General features: G+C 62.8%; 18 protein-coding genes and 1 tRNA gene. 10 read left to right on the top strand and 9 right to left on the bottom strand.

Annotated features, from left to right (window positions below):
- The first annotated feature begins 148 nt into the window (after positions 1–148).
- Positions 149–1,864, top strand: a complete 1,716-nt coding sequence (locus BBD46_RS12565) for a hypothetical protein (RefSeq protein ID WP_071402033.1) — start codon at positions 149–151, stop codon at positions 1,862–1,864.
- A gap of 134 nt (positions 1,865–1,998) precedes the next feature.
- Here the strand turns inward: BBD46_RS12565 and katG are convergent, their stop codons facing one another.
- The 4 genes from katG to BBD46_RS12545 form a co-directional block, all read right to left on the bottom strand.
- Entirely contained in the window at positions 1,999–4,185 is a 2,187-nt protein-coding gene (gene katG / locus BBD46_RS12560) for a catalase/peroxidase HPI (RefSeq protein ID WP_256374981.1), read from the bottom strand.
- A gap of 216 nt (positions 4,186–4,401) precedes the next feature.
- A complete protein-coding gene (locus BBD46_RS12555) occupies positions 4,402–5,745 on the bottom strand; it encodes a RimK family alpha-L-glutamate ligase (RefSeq protein ID WP_071402031.1) in 1,344 nt (447 codons plus the stop codon).
- A gap of 274 nt (positions 5,746–6,019) precedes the next feature.
- Positions 6,020–7,492 (bottom strand): flippase, encoded by a 1,473-nt coding sequence (locus BBD46_RS12550; RefSeq protein WP_071402030.1) that lies wholly within the window; start codon positions 7,490–7,492, stop codon positions 6,020–6,022.
- Between the two features lie 368 nt (positions 7,493–7,860).
- Positions 7,861–8,610 carry a GNAT family N-acetyltransferase gene (locus BBD46_RS12545; RefSeq protein WP_071402029.1) on the bottom strand — a complete coding sequence of 250 codons (750 nt, stop codon included), beginning with the start codon at positions 8,608–8,610 and terminating at the stop codon, positions 7,861–7,863.
- A gap of 199 nt (positions 8,611–8,809) precedes the next feature.
- Between BBD46_RS12545 and BBD46_RS12540 the strand changes: the two genes are divergently transcribed.
- The 6 genes from BBD46_RS12540 to BBD46_RS12515 all read left to right on the top strand — a co-directional run bounded on the left by BBD46_RS12540 (position 8,810) and on the right by BBD46_RS12515 (position 15,026).
- A complete protein-coding gene (locus BBD46_RS12540) occupies positions 8,810–9,967 on the top strand; it encodes a succinylglutamate desuccinylase/aspartoacylase family protein (protein ID WP_071402028.1) in 1,158 nt (385 codons plus the stop codon).
- Between the two features lie 138 nt (positions 9,968–10,105).
- A complete protein-coding gene (sdhC, locus tag BBD46_RS12535) occupies positions 10,106–10,537 on the top strand; it encodes a succinate dehydrogenase, cytochrome b556 subunit (protein ID WP_071402027.1) in 432 nt (143 codons plus the stop codon).
- Positions 10,537–10,902 (top strand): succinate dehydrogenase, encoded by a 366-nt coding sequence (locus tag BBD46_RS12530; protein WP_071402026.1) that lies wholly within the window; start codon positions 10,537–10,539, stop codon positions 10,900–10,902. Before sdhC ends, BBD46_RS12530 begins: the two co-directional genes overlap by 1 nt.
- A gap of 1 nt (position 10,903) precedes the next feature.
- Positions 10,904–11,782 carry a succinate dehydrogenase/fumarate reductase iron-sulfur subunit gene (locus BBD46_RS12525; protein ID WP_071402025.1) on the top strand — a complete coding sequence of 293 codons (879 nt, stop codon included), beginning with the start codon at positions 10,904–10,906 and terminating at the stop codon, positions 11,780–11,782.
- 1 nt (position 11,783) lies between these two features.
- A complete protein-coding gene (locus tag BBD46_RS12520) occupies positions 11,784–13,616 on the top strand; it encodes an FAD-binding protein (RefSeq protein WP_071402024.1) in 1,833 nt (610 codons plus the stop codon).
- Positions 13,617–13,721: 105 nt separating this feature from the next.
- The gene (locus BBD46_RS12515; RefSeq protein WP_071402023.1) at positions 13,722–15,026 is read left to right on the top strand and encodes a 5'-deoxyadenosine deaminase; all 1,305 of its coding nucleotides are present in this window, start codon (positions 13,722–13,724) and stop codon (positions 15,024–15,026) included.
- 86 nt (positions 15,027–15,112) lie between these two features.
- Here the strand turns inward: BBD46_RS12515 and BBD46_RS12510 are convergent, their stop codons facing one another.
- Positions 15,113–15,307, bottom strand: a complete 195-nt coding sequence (locus BBD46_RS12510) for a XapX domain-containing protein (RefSeq protein WP_071402022.1) — start codon at positions 15,305–15,307, stop codon at positions 15,113–15,115.
- Between the two features lie 155 nt (positions 15,308–15,462).
- Between BBD46_RS12510 and BBD46_RS12505 the strand changes: the two genes are divergently transcribed.
- The gene (locus BBD46_RS12505; RefSeq protein ID WP_071402021.1) at positions 15,463–15,687 is read left to right on the top strand and encodes a helix-turn-helix domain-containing protein; all 225 of its coding nucleotides are present in this window, start codon (positions 15,463–15,465) and stop codon (positions 15,685–15,687) included.
- 13 nt (positions 15,688–15,700) lie between these two features.
- On the opposite strand, the gene BBD46_RS12500 is transcribed toward BBD46_RS12505, so the two are convergent.
- The 3 genes from BBD46_RS12500 to BBD46_RS12490 form a co-directional block, all read right to left on the bottom strand.
- Positions 15,701–16,576 carry an HD domain-containing protein gene (locus BBD46_RS12500; protein WP_253184562.1) on the bottom strand — a complete coding sequence of 292 codons (876 nt, stop codon included), beginning with the start codon at positions 16,574–16,576 and terminating at the stop codon, positions 15,701–15,703.
- Positions 16,577–16,655: 79 nt separating this feature from the next.
- Positions 16,656–17,135, bottom strand: a complete 480-nt coding sequence (locus BBD46_RS12495) for a redoxin domain-containing protein (protein WP_006654517.1) — start codon at positions 17,133–17,135, stop codon at positions 16,656–16,658.
- A gap of 90 nt (positions 17,136–17,225) precedes the next feature.
- Positions 17,226–18,401, bottom strand: a complete 1,176-nt coding sequence (locus tag BBD46_RS12490) for an acyl-CoA dehydrogenase family protein (protein ID WP_071402020.1) — start codon at positions 18,399–18,401, stop codon at positions 17,226–17,228.
- 341 nt (positions 18,402–18,742) lie between these two features.
- Between BBD46_RS12490 and tatA the strand changes: the two genes are divergently transcribed.
- Together tatA and BBD46_RS12480 are read left to right on the top strand one after the other, a co-directional pair.
- Positions 18,743–19,048 carry a twin-arginine translocase TatA/TatE family subunit gene (tatA, locus tag BBD46_RS12485; RefSeq protein ID WP_071402019.1) on the top strand — a complete coding sequence of 102 codons (306 nt, stop codon included), beginning with the start codon at positions 18,743–18,745 and terminating at the stop codon, positions 19,046–19,048.
- Between the two features lie 12 nt (positions 19,049–19,060).
- Positions 19,061–19,133, top strand: a tRNA-Arg gene (locus BBD46_RS12480).
- Positions 19,134–19,414: 281 nt separating this feature from the next.
- On the opposite strand, the gene BBD46_RS12475 is transcribed toward BBD46_RS12480, so the two are convergent.
- Positions 19,415–20,203: an SDR family NAD(P)-dependent oxidoreductase gene (locus tag BBD46_RS12475; RefSeq protein ID WP_071402018.1), complete on the bottom strand. Its 789-nt coding sequence runs from the start codon at positions 20,201–20,203 to the stop codon at positions 19,415–19,417.
- Positions 20,204–20,308: the final 105 nt, after the last annotated feature.

Below are 20,308 nucleotides of genomic sequence, written 5' to 3'. Positions count from 1 at the left end.
GGTGTAACGCAGACAGCAGCCCAATCCGTGATTACGTTTCAGTCGGTGGACTCGAGTCCCCCGCCTGTTCCGTTAGGGGTGGAAATCAACGACTGATTCGCAGAGACGGCCCCGCCGACTAAAGTACGGCTCGGGTGCAGATGGGCCTATGTCCGAGGAGGAACCCAGCAACGACCCGACCGAGACGATGGACGTGGACGAGCGTCGAGCGGGCGGCCGCGATGCACACCGTCGGATGACGACGGATCCGGACCACATCCGCGAGTGGGCGGAGTCACGCGATGCTGTTCCGGTGTCGACACACGGCGGCGAGGGCCACGGTCACTCGTTCGTTCGACAGGACGAACTCGGTGAAGAGCATGAGGAGCAATCCTGGGACGAGTTTACGGAGACGTTCAGAAACGAGGATCTGGTGTTTGTCTACGAGGAGTACGAGCGGGCTGAAGCTGGAATGGGGGATGAGATGGAGATGGAACGCGAGGCTGATGCCGACATGGCCGACATGGAGGCAGACGCTGACACGGCAAGCATGGAGGCCGACGCTGACGTGGCAAACATGGACGCCGACCGAGCGGGAGCAGGCGGCGGCGATGCCGGGCGCAGCCGCGACCTCGGAACCTTCGAACTTATCGAGCGCACCGAGGCCTTCGACCGCGCCGAGATCGGTTCCAGCGACCTTGAAGACCAACTCCGCCAGGGTGAACGCGTCACCACCGAACTCGTCGAAACACAGGTCATCGAACGCGAAATCACCGAACGCGACACACTCGAGAGCCAGGTCGTCGACACCGAACTCGTCCAACGCCACGTCGTCGACTCGGAACTGGTTGACCGAGACGTGGTCGACATCGAATTCGTCGACGCCGATTACATCGAGGTCACGACCGACGAAACACGGTTCGAGACCATCGAAGAGATCGAACGCTACACCGTCGAGAGCCGCGTCGTCGACGTCGACATCGACCACAGCGAGGCAATCTCACGGGATGAAATCGAGACGGACGTGGCACTCGAGTCCGTCCAGCAGTCGATACTCGAGAGCGACATCGTCCGAACGGATGTCGAAGCCGAGGAGGTGATCGAGCAGGAGGTGATCGAGAGCCAACGCGGTGAGGGCGACACGGTTCGGAGTGATCTGATCGAGCGCCGCACAGTCGAAGAGCAGGTCGACGAGCGGACGCTGATGCGGTTTACACTCGAGGACAGCGAGATCATCGAGTCGGAGTTGGTCAGCAGCGAGTTGCTGGAGGGTGAGATCATCGATAGCGAGGAGTACGAGACGATGCGAGCAGGGCAAGAGACGAGGACGGAGACGAGCGGGATGGAGGGTGGGGGTGTCGAAGCGAAGCAGGGCGGGATGAATGACATGGGCGAGGCAGGCGAGACGAGTGAAGTGGGCATGGGTGAAACGGGCGAGATGGCAGAGACGGGAACGACCGACTCGAGTGACGAGGCGATGGCGGGCGATGAGGAGATGACCGCAGGCGACGAGATGGCGGCAGACGACGAAATGATGGCAGACGACGAAATGGCCGCAACCGAAGGAGACACCGAACCCGTGTCGGGTGTTGCCGGCGGTGAGGCTGCGGCTGATGACAGCGAGCGGCCGACCGTCGGCGAGGAGGCAGCAGCGACCGTGACGACGGACGACCAGGGGAAGAACGTCGTCGACGAGACGGGCAACCAGATCGGGATTATCTCGGCCGTCGAGGAGGGGACGGCGTACGTCGATCCGGAGCCGGGGCTCACCGATCGACTCAGAGCGCGTCTCGACTGGGGCTCACACAGCAGCGACGAGTATCCTGTCGAACCCTCGCAAATAAAAGCAGTTACCGACGACGAAATCGTCGTCAGAAGCGAGTAGCGAGGGGGACGGGCCCAGCACCCCGCAATCTCGTAGTTCCTGTTCGTGGCCGTTGAGGACCGCCTGAAACGGCGGTGACGGACAGTCTACGGCGATGGACAGTCTGCGGTGAGTGGCTGCCGCGCAGACTGTAATTATTCGAGATCGAAGCGGTCTGCCTGCATCACCTTGCTCCAGGTGTCGACGAAGTCCTGCACGAACTTCTCCTCGGCGTCAGCGGACGCGTAGACGTCCGCAATGGAGCGCAGCCGGGAGTTCGAGCCGAAGATCAGGTCCGCACGGGTCGCGGTCCACTCGACGTCGCCCGTCTCGCGGTTGCGCAGTTCGAAGACCTGATCGGTCTTGGAGTCGACGTCCGTTTCCCAGCCCATGATGTCCTGAGAGTCATCGGACGCTTCCCACTCGTAGTCCATGTCGAGCAGGTTCACGAAGAAGTCGTTCGTCAGCGTCTCCGGCTCGTCGGTGAGGACACCGAGTCCGGAATCCTGGTAGGTTACGTCCAGCGCGCGCAGGCCGCCGACGAGCACCGTCATCTCGGGTGCCGTCAGGTCCAGCAGGTCTGCCTTGTCGACCAGCAGCTCTTCCTGAGACTCGTCGGCCTCGTCGCTGTAGTAGTTCCGGAACCCGTCGGCTGCGGGCTTGAGCGCCTCGAAGGAGTCGACGTCGGTCTGCTCCTGGGATGCGTCGGTTCGGCCGGGTTCGAACGGCACTTCGACCTCGTAGCCGGCGTCTGCGGCAGCCTGTTCGACGGCCGCGTTGCCGCCCAGCACGATCAGGTCCGCGAGCGAGACGCGTACGTCGTCGGAGCGAGAGCCGTTGAACTCCTCCTGGATCGTCTCGTAGGTTTCGAGTGCTGACTCGAGTGCCTCGGGCTCGTTGACCTCCCAGCTCCGCTGAGGCTCGAGCCGGATGCGAGCGCCGTTGGCACCGCCGCGCTTGTCGCTGTCGCGGTAGGTCGAGGCGGCGGCCCAGGCGGTCTTGACGAGCTGTGAGACCGACAGCTCGGAGTCGAGGAGTTCGGCTTTGAGCTCCGCAATCTCCTCGTCGCCGATCAGGTCGTAGTCGGCGTCTGGAATCGGGTCCTGCCAGAGCATCTCTTCGTCCGGCACTTCCGGACCGAGGAGGCGCTCCGTTGGGCCCATGTCGCGGTGGAGCAGCTTGTACCAGGCCTTCGCGAACGCTTCCTGGAACGCCCGTGGGTTCTCCTGGAAGTTCTCGAGAATCTCACGGAATTCGGGGTCACGCTTGAGCGCGACGTCCGTCGTGAGCATCATCACGTCCTCTTTCTCGTCTGGATCTTCCGCACCCGGTGCAGCCTCGTCGAGTTCGCCGTTCTGGGTAGTCCACTGCCAGGCACCGCCGGGACCCTTCTGGGGCCACCACTTGTAGTCGAGCAGGTTGTCGATGTAGCTCGTGTCCCACTGCGTCGGCGTGGTGTTCCACGGGCCCTCGATACCGCTGGTGATCGTGTCTGCGCCCTTGCCCGAGCCGTGACTGCTCTCCCAACCGAGACCCTGCTGGTCGATCGGGGCTGCTTCTGGCTCCGGTCCGACGTGCTCGTCCGGATCGTCGGCACCGTGGACCTTCCCGAACGTGTGACCGCCAGCGATCAGCGCAGCGGTCTCCTCGTCGCTCATGGCCATCAGGCCGAACGACTCACGAATCCGCTCTGCAGACGCCTTTGGGTCCGGCTCGCCGTCTGGTCCCTCCGGGTTCACGTAGATCAGGCCCATGACGGTTGCGGCGAGGGTCCCCTCGAGTTCACCCTCCTCGTTGAAGCGCTCGGATGCCTCCCACTCGTCCTCTGGACCCCAGTCGACGGCCTCGTCGGGCTGGTACTCGTCCGTCCGTCCGCCGGCGAAGCCGTACGTCTCGAATCCCATGGACTCGAGTGCGACGTTGCCGGCGAGGACGATCAGGTCGCCCCACGAGAGCTTGCGTCCGTACTTCTGCTTGACGGGCCAGAGCAGTCGGCGGGCCTTGTCGAGGTTCGCGTTGTCGGGCCAGCTGTTGAGTGGCGCAAAGCGCTGTCGACCGCCGGACGCGCCACCGCGCCCGTCGCTGGTGCGGTACGTGCCAGCGCTGTGCCAGGCCATCCGGATAAAGAGCGGTCCGTAGTGGCCGTAGTCGGCGGGCCACCAGTCCTGAGAGTCGGTCATGACGTCCTCGATGTCCGCCTTTACCGCCTCGTAGTCGAGGCTCTCGAACGCCTCGGCGTAGTCGAAGTCCTCGTCCATCGGGCTGGACGTGGGGACGTTCTGGTCGAGGATATCGAGATTCAACCGGTTTGGCCACCAGTCTTGGTTTGACTTAGTCATCATCGGACAGTTGCTACTTTTGCCTATTAAGATTTCCTACTCCGGTGATGAAGTCTTTTCTCCATCCCAAACAATTTTGTTGACTTGAGAAATATTGAGGTGTGTCTCGTCAGTACTTCCCGCCGGTGAAGTACGACGGTGCGGAACTGAACCTCGTTACTGAGGGGCGTGTTTTGGCAGTGCGAGGACCCCGTGCTGGTTGGCCAGCGCCGCGTATCCTTACTCCTCTTCCTCGGGGCGGTCTTCGGCATCTCGATCCGCGCGCCGACCAACGTCGACCCGGTAGTTCGAGAGGATGTCCCGACCGAGCAGGACGGGGTAATCCATGTGGTCCCGATCCTCGATACTCGCGGTCACGGTGTGTTGATTGCCGCCAACACCGACGACGACGTCGACGACCGGACGGCTACGCGCCGTCTTCCGGCTGCCGGATTTGACGCGCGTGATCGATTTAATTGGGCCGGCGCCGATCTCCGCTGCGAGCCCGGTATCGATACTCGTTCTGGTCGCACCAGTGTCCGATTTGGCCAGCACAGACGTCGATCCGCTCGTTCCGGAGAGGACGACTTCCTCAGTGTAGCCGACGACGGTTGGCTCTGTTTCCGTCACGGTTCGAGCGACCGGTTGGGCCGTCGGTGTCGAATCGTCGAGTCGCGTCGAAAGCTCCTGCACGCGGCCCTCGTCGACGCTTCCGCCCGCCCGCTCGATTGCGAGCTTGGCAATGTGCGGTGCCGGGCTGATCTCGGTCGCCTCGTAGAGCCCCTTGAAGCCGGCTGTCGGATTCACCTCGAGGACGAACCAGCCCTCATCGCTCTCGACGAGGTCGACGCCGGCGTAGTCCAGCCCGATGGCGTCGGCTGCTCGTGTCGCCAGTTCCCGGGCATCCGGCGGCAGATCGTCGGTCGCATCCTCGACGCTGCCACCGAGAGCGACGTTCGTCCGCCAGTCGTTGTCCGGCGCGTAGCGGTACATCGCGCCGATGATATCGCCGTCGACGACGTAAATTCGCACGTCGCGGTGGCGCTCGTCGTCGCGGTCGATGAGTTCCTGCAGGAAGGCGTAGCGATTGCCAACCTTGGCGTTGATCGGATCCTCCGGGCCGACCTTCCACGTTCCGCCGCCGTGGGTGCCAATCGCCGTCTTGTAGACCGCCTCCTCGCCGTACTGGTTGCGAACCGCGTTCAGCTCGTCGCTGCTGAGTGCGAGGACAACGTCCGGCGTCCGCACGTCGGCCATCGCGAGCGTCGTCGCCGTCGAGAGCTTGTGCATCGCCGTCAGCACCGTCGCCGGCTCGTTGAGCATCGGGACGACGCGAGCGAACGTGTTCGCGAGTCCAAGCTCCTCGGCTGGCTGTTCGGTGTTCGAGAGCAACATCCGATTGGCGATCACGTCGACGTCCGGCTCAAGTACCACCTGCCCATCGGCGACGCTGATCGACGTATTTTCCTGTCGTAACCACTCTGTCTCGTGGCCGAGGTCCTCGACTGCGTTGAGTATCGCTTTCGTCTCCTTACTTGTATGAAGGCTCAGTACCCCGACAGTGACGGGATCGGCAACGGCCATAGGACCCCCACACCGACCGGAGGGAAAAGTATTGGTTCGCCGTGAGACGACAGGTCACAGTCTCGACTGACAGGATTTCCGGCGAGGAACGATGATTACTGTCTGACAGTGCCCATCAGCGTATCGACAGACAACGGACAAGAGAGTCACTCAATCTAACGTATCCTTTCTGCCTCGGTGCTTCCTTCAGAGGGACTCCTGTCAGTCATCTCCGACCCAACCGCGAGCCGTCCTGCGGTCGGACCGATAAATCGTTCCAGCAACTCGTCTCCGATCACGTAATCACCGCTCGCACTTCGTTCGGGTCCACGAGTCCGCTCACGACAGCCAGCACCGCCCACGTGAACCCGCCGAGACCGACCGCGGCAAAGAGCATGAACAGGTTCGAGACCAGCGGCGTGACCAGCAAGACCGCGACCGCCATCACGCCCGTAATCCCACAGATCATCGCGATCGAACGACCGAGCGACTCGAGTCGAAGCGAGAGTTCGGAGTGGACGATATAGAGGTTCACCGCGACGTACACCGTGTGCGTGATGACTGTTGCAATCGCTGCCCCGATGACGCCGATCAGCGGGATGAGGAGGATGTTCAGGCCGAAGTTCGCGATCGAGGTCCCGCCCTTCGCGATCGCTCGGGATCGCGCGCGGCCGAGGTAATCCAGACTGTCGCTGGTCAGGTTCGTAATCGCCTGCAACACGATGAAGCCCGCGAGGATCTGCAGAACCGGGACGGAACCAGCGTAATCGCCCCCGAAGATCATCGTAATGAACGGCTCTGCGACGAGTATCAGCCCGACTGCGGCAGGAATGTACAGCAACATCGTCTGCACGAGCGATGTCTCGTAAATTTCGCGCGCCTGCTCGAGTTGGTCCGCCGCCTTCTGCTCGCCGAAGTTCGGCGAGATCGTAAAGCCGAGCGCCTCCGCCGGCGCGAGCACGAAATCCGTGATCTGCTTGCCCAGCGTGTAGAACGCGACCGCCGCCGGCGTCAGGAAGACACCCACCAGCACGGTGTCAATCTGCTTGTCGATCACGTTCGCACTCCGGGTCGCCGTCAGCGGCACGCTGTACTCGAGTAGCCGGCGCGAAAGCCCGGACTCGTACTCGTCGGCGGGTTCGTACTGGCGGTAGAACCGCTCGTAGAGGATGGTGATGCCGACCGCGGCGGCGATGGTGTAGCCGACGATGTAGCCAAAGAGCGCGCCGAGTGCGCCGAAGCCGGCGAGGACGAGTGCGATGACGAAGACGAGACGGGCAACGCCGGAAATCGCCTGAATAGCGGCGCTGTAGCCGAGTTTGTTGAATCCCTGGAAGGCGATCTGCGAGAAGCCGTTGAAGGAGTTGACGACGATGTAGATGACGCCGACTGCGAGGAATGGGGCTGCCGAGGTGTCGCCAAGCAGTGCTGCAATTTCTTCGTGGAAGAGAAAGAGCGTGGAGCCGACGACGCTAATGACGATCAGCTTGTAGGCGATGGTCGTCCGCAGGAGATACGGGATCTGGCCGGGATCTTTCTCGTTGTATTCGGAGATGTATCGCGCAGTCGACTTGCCGAGACCGACGTCGGCGAGCAGTTGGACGACGGCGAGAATGCCGATGACCCAGTAGAGCGTCCCGTAGCCGTCGGGGTCGAGAAGGAAGCGAGCGAGAACGAACATCAACAGCGCACTCGAGACCATGTAGATGGCCCGAGAGACGAGCGTTGCCTTGAACCCGCGGACGATGTGGTCCTGTGTCGTACTCATGTGTGAGGTGGAATGGGGTGGAGGGGGATAGCGCAGGGGCTGACGGGGTGTGCTGTGAGTCGTGCTGTCGGGTATCTTCGACTGGCAGCGTCGTCGGCCGAACGCCAGAGCGAGCCGCCTACGCCGTGCTACTCGCTCGAAAGTGAGCGTCCCCAATTGTAATGCACAGTCAACAGCTGTATGGTCGGCGTACCGCACGTCTCCCCGCAGCGAAACGACTGTCTAGCGCGTCCAGCGTCTCAGTCTACACCCACAGTCACAGTCAGCTTTCTCCGTCCTACTCCAACCCGCTGCAGAAATACTGGCCTGGCGACACCGATTCCCAACTCGCTATTCAGATTTTGCTCCTTCTACCAACCTACTACGCGTTAGAGGTACGACGCATCCCACCGCGTCGCCTTCCGCCGATTCCCACAGACGTTACACTCGATCCGACCCATCGCATCCATCGCGTTCTCGAGTGAGTCGCAGTTGCCACAGAACCAGCCGTACTGTGAGTCTCGCTCCTGGCTCTCGTAGGCCACGTAGAACGGCGACTGCGAGCCACGGGTCGCCTCGCCGTAGTTGACGTAGATCGTCTCGCCGTCGACCTCGAGTTCGTCAAGCGTCGCCCACTCCTCGTCGCCGATCTCCTGTTCGACGTAGACGTTCTCGGTGTATGTTTCCTCGCCGATTTCAACCTCGCGCTGGCCTGCCTGCTCGAATCCCTGCTCTGCGTAGAACTCGTTGCCGCGCTCATTGTCCGCGAGCACGAAGCACTGAATCTGGTCTGCACCCTCATCGAGGAGGCGCTCGCGGGTTCTGACGAGCAGCCGCACACCGAGACCGCTGCCGCGCGCGTCCGGAGCGACGTGGAGCCAGAGGATGCGGCCGGTACCGTGTTGCTGGCCGACGAGGTCGCTCTGGGAGAAGGCGACGACCTCGTCGTCCTCCTCGACGACAAGGACGAGCGAGTGATCGGACCGAAGTTCCTCGTCGAACCCCTCGCCGTACCACTGCTCGATCGCGTCGTCGATCACGTCAGCATCGAGAAAGTCAGTATACGTCGAGTTGAGTGAGTTCGCTGCGATATCGCGGATCGTCTCGACGTCGTCGGTGGTCGCTTCACGGAGTTCCATGCGCTGGTGTAACATGACCTCGTATAAAACGTATGCCCACGGGACGACGCTTGCCGCTGCCTCGTCTGCTGTCGTGGTGTCGTGATCTGGCAGTACGACTCCCGTTCGTCGGGTATCGTGGCTGCGGGTCGACAACTGATTGACGAAGTCGATCGAAACCGAAACGAAGATTCACGGTGCTGCCTGTCGAGGAAGTCCTATGAGCGGAGAGATCCCGACCGACGAGTCGTCACAGGAAGAGACGGCGACAGCGTCGGCCGGTTCATCGGCCGCGAGCGAGGCGAGTGACGCCAGTGCAGACGCGACGACTACCGAGGGTACGGCGGGCGCAGAGCCGTTCACCTACGACGGCGGCAGCATCGCACCCGGCGAGTCCGCGAACATCCGCTACGGCATCAGCGAGACGTATCTGGGTGACCCGGTCAGAATCCCGGTGACGATAATCAACGGCGAGCGGCCGGGTCCCACGGTCTTTCTCTCGGCGGCGGCCCACGGCGACGAACTCAACGGTATCGAGGTCGTCCGCGAGGTCGCACACGACTGGGATCACTCGAAGCTCCACGGGACCCTCGTTTGCCTGCCGGTGATGAACGTCCCCGGATTCCTCGCACAGGAGCGGTATCTACCGATCTACGACCGGGACCTGAACCGGTCGTTCCCCGGACGGCAGGGCTCGACGAGTGCACGCCGGATGGCACACCGCATCTTCACGAACTTCATCGAACCCTGCGACGTTGGCGTGGACTTTCATACGTCGACGCGCGGTCGGACGAACATGCTCCACGTCCGGGCGAACATGAACGACGAAACGGTGCGCCGCGTCGCACACGCGTTCAGTTCGAACGTCATCATCGGTGGTGAGGGCCCCTCCGGTACTCTCCGGCGAGAAGCGACGGAGGCCGGCGTTCCGACGATCACCGTCGAGATGGGGGAAGCCCACCGGTTCCAGCGGCGGCTAATCGACCGCGCGCTGACCGGCGTCGCGAGCGTCCTCGCCGAGTTCGGCTGCCACCGCGACTCCGCCGTCCACTGGCCCGGCTGGCGCGTCGTCATCGACAGCGACGACGAGAAAACCTGGCTTCGGGCCGACGCAGGCGGCATCGTCGACATGAAACACGGCCGCGGCGCGCTCGTCGAGGACGGCGAAATCATCTGTACGATCACGAACCCGTTCAAAGAAGAGGACGACATCGTCGAAGTGGCGGCTCCGTTCACCGGGCTGATCGTCGGGGTACTCGAGAACCCCGTCGTCTATCCCGGGAATCCGCTCTGCCATCTGGTCGGGCTAAAACACGAAACGCGCGTGGCCCTGGAACGCGAACGCGGGACGGAGCGCTCGCGCTCGGAGTTGCGGTGAGTGGGTGTACTCGAGTCGCTCTGGGACGCAAGTCGGATGAGTCCGTGCCGACAGATCGCGAGGCTGTGACCGAACGGGGCAATGAGAGCGATAAAAGTAACTTCTATACCCCCACGGTCTAACCGTCTAGTTGAGCGTATGAGTCAGTCTTACAATCGCGGCCTCATCGAGGACTTCGGCCGCTGGAAGGAGTTCTCGGCCGGCATGTGGGCGTGGATCTTCCACAAGTTCACCGGGTGGATGTTGATCGGCTATCTGTTCACCCACATCGCCGTGCTGAGTAGCGCCATCGCAGCGGCGGACGGTCAAACGATGATGCTCGCCGGAGAGCAAGTCGATGCATACACCGGGACGCTGCAGGGACTCGAGAGTCTCTTCATCGTTCGGGTGCTCGAAGTCGGACTACTGGCAGTCGCCGTCTTCCACATTCTGAACGGCGTTCGGCTGCTGATGGTCGATCTCGGGGTTGGCCTCACTGCACAGGATAAGAGTTTCTACGCCTCGCTCGTCCTGACGGGCGTTATCACCGTCGCGAGCGTCCCGACCTTCATGGCTGGGGTGGGACTCTAATGGCAGAACGCTACTCTTCGTTCACGCCCGGCGGGACCGCCTGGTTCCTCCAGCGTGTGACGGCAGCGTTCCTGATCGTAGTGCTTGCTTTCCACTTCTTCCTCTTGCACTTCGTCAACCACGCATCCGAAATCACGTTCGCAGGGACACAGGCCCGCATGGAGGACGTTGGCTACTTCCTGACGATGGTGTTGTTCCTCATCGCCGGCGCGTTCCACGGCGTCAACGGGGTCTACAACGCCCTCGTCAACCAGGGCCTCAGCGGAACCCCAAAGAAGGTAGTGCTCGCAGTCCTAGTGATCGCAGCCGGACTACTCATCGTCCAGGGTGTCTGGGTCGCCCTAGTCATGCGGGGGATGATCTAATATGAGTACACAACAACAGGAGCCGGAGAGTCAGGAATCGCCCCAGGACCCCGAGATGAAGGGGACCGAGTCGCCACAGCAGCGGCGACTCAAGGAAAAACAGGAGGGAATGGTCGACGAACACGCAGAGGACGAGGCCGAAGCGGCCGGCGAGACGGTCCACATCAAGGTCTTCCGCTACGACCCTGAAGTCGCGGACAAACAGGAACCGCGCTTCGACGACTTTCACGTTCCCTTCGAGAAGGGGATGACGGTCCTCGACGCGGTCATGTACGCCCGCGACGAGTTCGACTCCTCGCTTACGTTCCGCCACTCCTGTCGGCAGGCGGTCTGTGGCTCCGACGCCTTCTTCGTCAACGGCTCGCAGATGCTCGGCTGCAAGACGCAGCTTTCGGAACTCGAGCAGCCGGTTCGCATCGAGCCGCTGCCACATCAGGAGGTCGTCAAGGACCTGGTCGTCGACATGGACCACTTCTACGACCAGATGCACGCCGTCGAGCCGTACTTCCAGGACGAGGAGACGCCGGACGCGAGCGACCTGGAGGAGCAGCGCCAGACGCCAGAAAATCGTGAGAAGATCAAGATGTCCTCGCGGTGTATCTGGTGTGGTGCCTGTATGTCCTCGTGTAACATCGCTGCGGGCGACAACGAGTATCTCGGCCCGGCCGCGATCAACAAGGCATACAAGTTCGCGATGGACGACCGCGAGAGCGAGGAGATCAAAGAGCACCGACTCCGCATCCTGGAGCAAGAACACGGTGTCTGGCGCTGCCAGACCCAGTTCTCCTGCACCGAGGTGTGTCCGAAGGACATCCCGCTCACCGAGCACATTCAGGAGCTCAAGCGGGAAGCGGTCAAGAAGAACCTGAAGTTCTGGTAATATGTACGAACACGACGTTCTCGTGGTCGGCGCCGGCGGCGCCGGCCTCCGCGCCGCGATCGCAGCGCACGAGGCGGGCGCCGACACGGCGATCGTCTCGAAACTCCACCCCGTCCGCAGCCACACCGGTGCGGCGGAGGGCGGCATCAACGCCGCCCTGCAGGAGGGCGACGACTGGGAACTGCACGCCTACGACACGATGAAGGGCTCCGACTACCTGGCCGACGCGCCGGCAGTCGAGACCCTCGCCCAGGACGCCCCCGAAGACACGATGCGCCTCGAGCACTGGGGAATGCCGTTCTCCCGCGAGGAGGACGGTCGCGTCTCCCAGCGCCCGTTCGGTGGTCTCTCCTACCCGCGAACCACCTACGCCGGCGCGGAGACCGGTCACCACCTGCTGCACACGATGTACGAGCAGGTCGTCAAGCGCGGCATCCAGGTCTACGACGAGTGGTACGTGATGAACCTCGCGACGACCGACGAGGCAGATCCAAACGACCGCCAGTGTGAGGGTATCGTCGCCTACGACGTCCAGTCCGGTAACGTGGAAGGCTTCAAGGCCAACCAGGGCGTCATCCTCGCGACCGGCGGCCCCGGACAGGCGTTCGACCACACCACCAACGCCGTCTCCTGTACCGGCGACGGTCACGCGATGGCCTACCGCGCGGGTGCACCACTCGAGGACATGGAGTTCATCCAGTTCCACCCGACCTCGCTCCCCTCCACGGGGGTCCTGATCTCCGAGGGTGTCCGTGGCGAAGGTGGCATCCTCTACAACAACGAGGGCGAGCGCTTCATGTTCGAGTACGGCTACGCGAACAACTCCGGCGAACTCGCCTCGCGCGACGTCGTCGCCCGCGCCGAACTCGACGAGGTCGCCGAAGGCCGCGGTGTTGAGGACGAGTACGTCCACCTCGACATGCGCCACCTCGGCGAGGACCGCATTCTCGACCGCCTGGAGAACATTCTCCACCTGGCGGAGGACTTCGAGGGCGTCGACGGCCTCGTCGAGCCAATGCCGGTCAAGCCCGGCCAGCACTACGCGATGGGCGGCATCGAGGTCGACGAGAACGGCCAGACCTGTATCGACGGCCTCTACGCGGCCGGCGAGTGTGCCTGCGTCTCCGTCCACGGTGGCAACCGCCTCGGCGGGAACGCACTGCCCGAACTCATCGTCTTCGGCAAGCGCGCCGGCGCTCACGCCGCTGGCGACGACCTCGGCGAGCCCGAGATTCGAACCGGCTACGGTGACGATGTCGAGGACGACGATACCGAGCTTCCGGTCGCACCCGGTGCGTCCGGTCTCGACTCGGCCGATAGCGTTGCCGCGGACGGCGGCGTTGCCGCAGAGACGGGCGCACTCGAGCAGGCCGTCGAACGCGAACGCGCTCGCGTCGAGCGGCTGATGGACAAGGACAGCGGCGTCCAGCACGCCGAGATCCGCTCGAAGCTCCAGAAGGCGATGACCGACTACGTCAACGTCTTCCGCAACGAGGAAGGCATCACGAAGGCGCTGAAGCTCATCCGCGAGTGCCGCGAGGAGTACCAGGATGTCTACGTCGACGACCCATCGAAGACGTTCAACACGGACCTCCAGCAGACGATCGAGACGCGCAACCTGATCGATGTCGCCGAGACCATCGCACTCGGCGCACTCGTGCGCAACGAGTTCCGCGGTGCCCACTGGCGTCAGGAGAATCAGGTGCGTGACGACGAGAACTGGCTCAAGCACACGCTCGTCTCGTGGGACGACGGCGAGCCGTCGATCTTCTACCGCCCGGTGATCCTCGAAGGCGAGGAGAAAACCTACGAGCCGAAGGTTCGTAGTTACTGACTCCCACTCGACGTTTCGCGTCTCGTCTCTGTTTTCCCAAAATACAACTCGGACGTTCCACAGATCACCAGAGCTAAGGCACCACCCCCGCTACCCTGTGGCGGTATGTTGCTGTCGGGAACCGTCGTCGCCGATGCGGACACCGTCATCGCCGACGGTGCCGTCGTCGTTGTCGACGACGAAATCGCCGCCGTCGGTGATCGTTCGACCTGTCTCGAGGAGTACCCGGACCACGAGCACCACTCCTGTGACGTGCTCGCCCCCGGCACCGTCGGCGGCCACGTCCACTCCGTCCAGAGCCTCGGGCGCGGCATCGCCGACGACACGGAGCTACTCGAGTGGCTCTCCGACTACGTCCTTCCCATGGAGGCCTCGCTCTCTGCTGACGGCATGCGCGTCGCGGCGGAGTTGGGCTATCTCGAACTGATCGAGAGCGGGACGACGACCTGTATCGATCACCTCTCGGTGGCACACGCCGACGAGGCGTTCGAAGCCGCACAGGAACTCGGTATTCGCGGTCGCCTCGGGAAGGTGCTGATGGACAAGGAGTCGCCGCCGGGGCTACTCGAGGAGACGGACGAGGCCCTGGCCGAGAGCGAGCGGCTCATCCAGGAGTACCACGGCGCGGCAGACGGCCGGATTCGCTACGCGGTCACACCTCGATTCGCCGTGAGCTGCACCGAGGAGTGTCTGCGCGGCTCGCGCGAGCTCGCAGATGCCTACGAGGGAGTGACGATCCACACGCACGCGAGCGAGAATCGCGGCGAGATTGCGGCCGTCGAGGAAGAAACTGGCCAACGGAACATCCACTGGCTGGACGAGGTCGGCCTCACGGGCGAGGACGTGGTGCTTGCCCACTGTGTCTGGACGGACGAGGACGAGCGCGAGGTGCTTGCCGAGACAGGTACCAACGTGACCTACTGCCCGTCGTCGAATATGAAGCTCGCGAGCGGGGTCGCGCCGGTGCTCGACTACCTGGACCGGGGGATCAACGTCGCGCTGGGGAACGACGGGCCGCCGTGTAACAACACGCTCGATCCGTTTACGGAGATGCGCCAGGCGAGCCTGCTCCAGAAGGTCGACCACCTCGATTCGGAGGCGCTGCCGGCCGATACGGTGTTCGAGATGGCAACGGTCAACGGGGCGCAGGCGGCCGGTTTCGAGCGCGTCGGCAAACTCCGCGAGGGATGGAAGGCGGATATTATCGGCCTCGAGACCGATATCACCCGCGCAACGCCGTTACACGATGTCCTCTCGCATCTCACGTTCGCGGCCCACGGCGACGACGTGCAGTTCACGATGGTCGACGGCGAGGTGCTCATGCGCGAGGGCGAAGTGCTCGTCGCCGATGCCGACGATATTCGGGCACGAGCACGCGAATTTGCGGCTGAACTCGACGTTGCTCCCTGAATCGAGGACGGCAACAGTTATCCGGTACGATCGAACCGGCCGCTCGTTTTGACGAACAGGGTATTCGACAGTCGACGTGACTATCGTCAGAACCCGAGCGAATCCAGAACATCGAGGCTCAATCCGGCCGCCTGTACGAGTTTGTAGCCCAGAAAGAGCCCCACGATTCCCATGAGACCGGGGAGTTCAGGCGGTGCCGGAATTGGTACGTCGACGAGCGCGAAGAACGCGCCGGTGAGTGCGCCGGTCAGCAGTCCCAAGACGATGAGCTGCAGGTCCATATCGGTGTGAATGCGGGCAGCGCCAAAAGAACGCTGACTCGAATCGACACCGCCACTCGAGTACCATCTGGTTCGAACGCACCGCGTTCCGGCCTTCGTATTTCGACAGTTGACGATACTCAGTTTTAATATCGTCGAAGATAGCAGTCTGTCGTATGCAACTCGACGGACAGTCACAGACGGATGTCACGGTTCCCGACGAGTTCGACTCGGCGCAGGCAAAGGTCGTCTACCTCTATCTGCACGTCTGGCCGGACTCGACGGCGGACGATCTCTGCGGTGCGCTCGGAATCAACAAGGGAACGGTGCTTTCGATCGTTCGGACGCTTCGAAAACAGGGCTACGTCGAGCGTGTCGACGGACGGTATCGACTCTCCTGAGCAGCGACAGCGCCTACAGCTCGATCCGTTCGACCAACTGCTCGTGATTCTCGTTCGTATTGACCGCGACGATCCGAACGTGATCCTCGAGTCCCGAATCGCGAAGCTTCGCCTTTAGCAGGTTGTCCACCTGGTAGACACCCGCGGCGTTGGTCATCGCAATTTCGACCATTACGGGACTGCTCTCTCCCTCGTAGAGCGAGACGCGTTTGATCGCCTGACTCGAGAGCGTGTTGATCCCGCGACCGCCGTGCTCGTAGGGAATGCGCGAGCGCCCGCTTTCCATATCCAGTGCGTCGGAGACGCGGATGACGCCGGCCTCGGTCGTCAGCGGCGTCTCGGCCGTGTGGTGACAGAGAATTGCGTGGAGCACTTCACCTTTGACGCGGACCTGATCAGCGAGATCGTAGAAGTCCGGCAACACGCGGTCGAGAATGTCCGCAGCGAGGGGAATCGAATAGTAGACGTGCTCGTCGCGGTGGACCACGTGGCCCACGTCGTGCAGCGTCGCCGCGAGCGCGATGATCACCGACTCGTCCTCCTCGGCGAGTCCCTGCTGGCGCGCACCGTTGAAATCGACGTTCCCCGCCTTCAACAGATCGTACAGACAGAGCGCCCGGTTGCGAACGATCTCGATGTGCTTCTCGCCGTGATCGTTGTAGCGCATCCGGTCGACAGCGTTGACGTTCTGGGCCTCGAGATAGGTCTGAATCTCCTCGTCAGCGTCGATGTACTCGAGTACGGCGTTCAGTTTTTCGTCTGGAAAGTTGTGGTCGCCGTCGGGGTTGTAGATTCGACTGCCGTTGTCGTTTCCGGTGTCGGTATCGCTGCCGGTGCCGGCACCGTTCTCGTGGCTCTCGTCACTGTCCTGACTCGGAGCATCAGTCATACCGTTCACGTCGGGTGCGGGCTAAAAAAGCGCTGCGCCGGGAGCCGGCGTGGTGAAACGGACCGTCGGTTCGAACTCCTTACGCTGCCGCTTCGACCGCGTCCTCGACCTCTGCGTACTCTGGCTCGACGCCAGGGTCGTCGCTGACCCACGAGTACGTAATTTCGCCGTCGGAATCGACGACGAACACGGAGCGCTTGGCGACGCCGTAGACACCGAGGTCCTCGAAGTCCATCTCGACGTCGTAGGCCTCGATGATCTCCTTGTTGAAGTCGCTGATCAGGCCGAAGTCGAGGTCGTTCTGGTCGCGGAACTCGTTGAGCGTGAACGGCGAGTCGCGGCTGACGCCGTAGACCGTCGCGTCGACGTCCTCGAACGCGGCGAGGCGGTCCTGAAACGTGCACATCTCGTCGGTGCAGACGCCGGTGAACGCGGCAGGGAAGAACGCGAGGACGACCGGTGCATCCTCGGAGAGCGCGTCCGAGAGGCTGAACTCGTCGACGTCGCCGTTTGCGAGCGGTGCCGTGAAGTCGGGTGCGGAATCGCCAGTTGCTGGCATCGCCTGCATCTTACGTCCAAGCGGGAAAGACAGTTTCGTTCGCGGATCAGTCGTCGTCGGGTAATGTCGCAGGTTCCGACACAGGAGGAGTCAGTAGGACTTCGGCAACCCAAGCACGTGCTCCGCGATGTAGTTCTTCACCATCTCGTTCGAAATCGGCGCGATGACGTTGATCATCGTCTCGCGCCAGTAGCGCTCTACGTCGTATTCGCTCGCGTAGCCCATCCCGCCGTGGACGCGAACCGCGCGCTCGCAGGCCTCGAGTGCGTCCTCGCTCGCCCGGAGTTTCACCGCGTTCGCCTCCGCGCCGCAGTCGCGGTCGTTGTCGTAGAGCCAGGCCGCCTTGCGGACCATCAACTCGTCCTGTTCCAGTTTCGACCACGAGTCCGCGAGCGGGTGCTGGATGCCCTGATAGCTCCCGATTTCGTTCCCGAAGACGACGCGATCGTCCGCGTAGGCCGCGGCCTTCTCGAGTGCGACCTGGCCGATGCCGACGGCGTTCGCGGCGAGGGCGATTCGTTCTGTATTCGCGAACCGCAGCAGGTAGCGAAAACCCTTGCCCTCCTCGCCGATGCGGTCCTCGATGGGGATCTCGAACTCGTCGAACCAGACTTCGTTCGAGTCGGAGGCACCGCGGCCGGCTTTCGGGATTTCAGTGACCTCAATGCTCGCCGTATCGCGGTCGAACTCGGTGAAGAAGAGCGTGAGACCGCCGAAGCGGTCGGCTTCTTCTCGCGGCTTCGTTCGGGCGAGTAGCATGATCACGTCGGCCTCCTGTGCCTTCGAGGTCCAGATTTTCTGCCCGGAGACGCTGTAGACGCCTGCCTCATCGTCGCGTTCGGCGGTCGTCTCGATCCGCGAGGTGTCCGTTCCCGCGTTCGGTTCGGTGACGCCGGTACAGACCTGCACGTCGCCGGCCGCGATTGTCGGGAGGTAGCGCTCCTTGTGCGCCTCGTCGCCGAACGCGACGAGCGGTTCGGAGCTAAACGTGTGGTGGGCGGTGATCGACGTGCCGGCCATCGCAGCGCCCGAGCGTGCGATTTCCTGCTGGACCAGCGCGGCTTCCTGAACCCCATATCCCTGGCCGCCGTACGCTTCGGGAATCGTTAGCCCACACCAGCCGTGTTCCGCAAAGGTCTCGAAGAACGACTCGGGGTACTCGTGGTTCAGGTCGCGCTCGCGCCAGTAGTCGTCGCCGAACTCGGCACAGAGGTCGCGAATCTCCGAGCGGATGAGTTGCTGTTCGTCTGTGAGATCGAAGTCCATGGATAGATTCTCTCGTGTCGTATGGTAAGTGTATTCCAGCCATGGGTGGGTTGCTGCCGAGGTATCGTCGCCCCGATACAGACTCGACGACCCACCGCGGCCTCCACCGTCACCGAGCGACGATAGACACGATTCGCAACCTGTTACGCTCGGCCGACCCCAGATCCGTCTCGAATGAGAACTCGTACTGGAAGCATACAGCACGGAACGGGCTGCTGTCGGCGAAATATCACAATCACTCCCGTGGACGAATGCATCCGGTACGTGAACTGTCGTCCGCACTTCGGTAACTGAGCGGTCCAAAAAGGTTATAATTGCCAGCGGGTAAGCCACGCATAGAGATGGTAGTCGAAATCGCACCGCTGTTCATCCCTGGTGCACCCGGGGGTCCGGAACTATTGATCATCCTTTTCATCGCCATTCTGCTGTTCGGGGCGAACAAGATCCCGAAGCTGGCACGGTCGACCGGCGAGGCCATGGGCGAGTTCCAGAAGGGGCGTGAAAAGGTCGAAACAGAACTCGAGGAGATGCGCGACGGGGACTTCGAGGGCGACCTCGACGAGGAAGACGACGAGTTCGTCGACACCGAACCGGTGACGTCCGAAGAGGACGAGACCGAGACCGAAACGGAAACGAGCACGAACTAACGGTTTTTCCCGGGGCGTGTGGCCTAGCGGAGAGGGCAGAAGGTTCCTAACCTTCTGATCGTGGGTTCGAATCCCGCCACGCCCGTTCGCACGGAGCGGACGCGACGAGCGAACGGGCACGGGATTCGAACGAGAGAAGACGCACACAGCGGAGCGAGCACGTCTTCGCGTTGTTCAAATCCCGCTGCGTCTTCTCTCACCCACGTATTACGTCTCGTACGCATCACTTCAACAGCAACGACAGCAGTGCCGCCCGGCAAACCGGGACTCGAGTACACCCCAATTTCCGATTCGTTTTTGGTTGCTGTCTGCCCCGGTCGTGAGTTGTCGTACTACTTCTGGCCGTCTACTTCGCGCACGAGACCGTCACCGAGCCGTCCACCCGCCGTCGACCGCCAGACACGACCCAGTCACGTAGCTCGCCGCGTCGCTCGCCAGAAACACCACCGGCCCGGCGATCTCGGCTGGCTCTGCAAAGCGCTCGAGTGGCGTCCGATCGAGAATCGACTGACGGAGTCGGTCGTTGGACTCGAGTTCCTCGGTTAGCTCGGTCGAGACGTACCCCGGTGCAACAGCATTCACCCGGACGTCGGGTGCCCAGTCGAGCGCGACGCTCTTGGTGAGGCCGACGAGGCCGTGTTTGGAGGCGACGTAGGGGTGTTGGCGCGGGAGGCCGACCAGTCCGCCGACGCTGGCGACGTTGACGACAGCGCCGCCGCCGTTGTCGTGGAGGTGTTGCGCTGCTGCGGTCGTCACCTCGTAGGCACCGCTGAGATTGACCGCGAGCGTTCGGTCGAAGTGCTCGGTCGCGACGTCTTCCGGCCGACCGAGCGCATCGTCCGGGTTGAAGCCGGCGTTGTTGACGACGGCGTCGAGGCTACCGAACTCTTCGACGGTGCGGTCGATCGCGTCCGCGACGGCATCCGGGTCCGTAACGTCCGCCGGGACCGCAAGCGCCTCACCGCCGTCGGCTTCGATCTCGGCGACGACCGACTCGAGTTCGTCGGTCGAGCGGGCGACGGGAACGACGGTAGCGCCGGCGGCTGCGAGTTCGCAGGTGATCGCGCGGCCGATGCCGCGACCGCCGCCGGTGACCAGTGCAACCGTGTCCTCGAGTGTGAACGCAGTCGGTGGCGTCGTCGGAGTCGTGCTCATCGTAGCGAGTAAACGCACCGTGTGGCAGCCACATTAACGTACGCTCGGCAGTGGGTGGAACCCAGGACCCGTCGGACTGTCTGATCTGTCTGCTTTCGAATATGA

The organism is Natrialba sp. SSL1 (genome assembly GCF_001861355.1).
GTDB lineage: Archaea > Halobacteriota > Halobacteria > Halobacteriales > Natrialbaceae > Natrialba.
Note: the sequence above shows the minus strand (reverse complement) of the source record. Positions and strands in the feature narration are given on the sequence as shown.

What these genes read in the sequence shown, in the direction of transcription:
- BBD46_RS12565 (WP_071402033.1), top strand. Translation starts at nt 149, where the DNA reads ATGTCCGAGGAGGAACCCAGCAACGACCCGACCGAGACGATGGACGTG.
- katG (WP_256374981.1), bottom strand. Translation starts at nt 4,185, where the DNA reads ATGATGACTAAGTCAAACCAAGACTGGTGGCCAAACCGGTTGAATCTC.
- BBD46_RS12555 (WP_071402031.1), bottom strand. Translation starts at nt 5,745, where the DNA reads ATGGCCGTTGCCGATCCCGTCACTGTCGGGGTACTGAGCCTTCATACA.
- BBD46_RS12550 (WP_071402030.1), bottom strand. Translation starts at nt 7,492, where the DNA reads ATGAGTACGACACAGGACCACATCGTCCGCGGGTTCAAGGCAACGCTC.
- BBD46_RS12545 (WP_071402029.1), bottom strand. Translation starts at nt 8,610, where the DNA reads ATGGAACTCCGTGAAGCGACCACCGACGACGTCGAGACGATCCGCGAT.
- BBD46_RS12540 (WP_071402028.1), top strand. Translation starts at nt 8,810, where the DNA reads ATGAGCGGAGAGATCCCGACCGACGAGTCGTCACAGGAAGAGACGGCG.
- sdhC (WP_071402027.1), top strand. Translation starts at nt 10,106, where the DNA reads ATGAGTCAGTCTTACAATCGCGGCCTCATCGAGGACTTCGGCCGCTGG.
- BBD46_RS12530 (WP_071402026.1), top strand. Translation starts at nt 10,537, where the DNA reads ATGGCAGAACGCTACTCTTCGTTCACGCCCGGCGGGACCGCCTGGTTC.
- BBD46_RS12525 (WP_071402025.1), top strand. Translation starts at nt 10,904, where the DNA reads ATGAGTACACAACAACAGGAGCCGGAGAGTCAGGAATCGCCCCAGGAC.
- BBD46_RS12520 (WP_071402024.1), top strand. Translation starts at nt 11,784, where the DNA reads ATGTACGAACACGACGTTCTCGTGGTCGGCGCCGGCGGCGCCGGCCTC.
- BBD46_RS12515 (WP_071402023.1), top strand. Translation starts at nt 13,722, where the DNA reads ATGTTGCTGTCGGGAACCGTCGTCGCCGATGCGGACACCGTCATCGCC.
- BBD46_RS12510 (WP_071402022.1), bottom strand. Translation starts at nt 15,307, where the DNA reads ATGGACCTGCAGCTCATCGTCTTGGGACTGCTGACCGGCGCACTCACC.
- BBD46_RS12505 (WP_071402021.1), top strand. Translation starts at nt 15,463, where the DNA reads ATGCAACTCGACGGACAGTCACAGACGGATGTCACGGTTCCCGACGAG.
- BBD46_RS12500 (WP_253184562.1), bottom strand. Translation starts at nt 16,576, where the DNA reads ATGACTGATGCTCCGAGTCAGGACAGTGACGAGAGCCACGAGAACGGT.
- BBD46_RS12495 (WP_006654517.1), bottom strand. Translation starts at nt 17,135, where the DNA reads ATGCCAGCAACTGGCGATTCCGCACCCGACTTCACGGCACCGCTCGCA.
- BBD46_RS12490 (WP_071402020.1), bottom strand. Translation starts at nt 18,401, where the DNA reads ATGGACTTCGATCTCACAGACGAACAGCAACTCATCCGCTCGGAGATT.
- tatA (WP_071402019.1), top strand. Translation starts at nt 18,743, where the DNA reads ATGGTAGTCGAAATCGCACCGCTGTTCATCCCTGGTGCACCCGGGGGT.
- BBD46_RS12475 (WP_071402018.1), bottom strand. Translation starts at nt 20,203, where the DNA reads ATGAGCACGACTCCGACGACGCCACCGACTGCGTTCACACTCGAGGAC.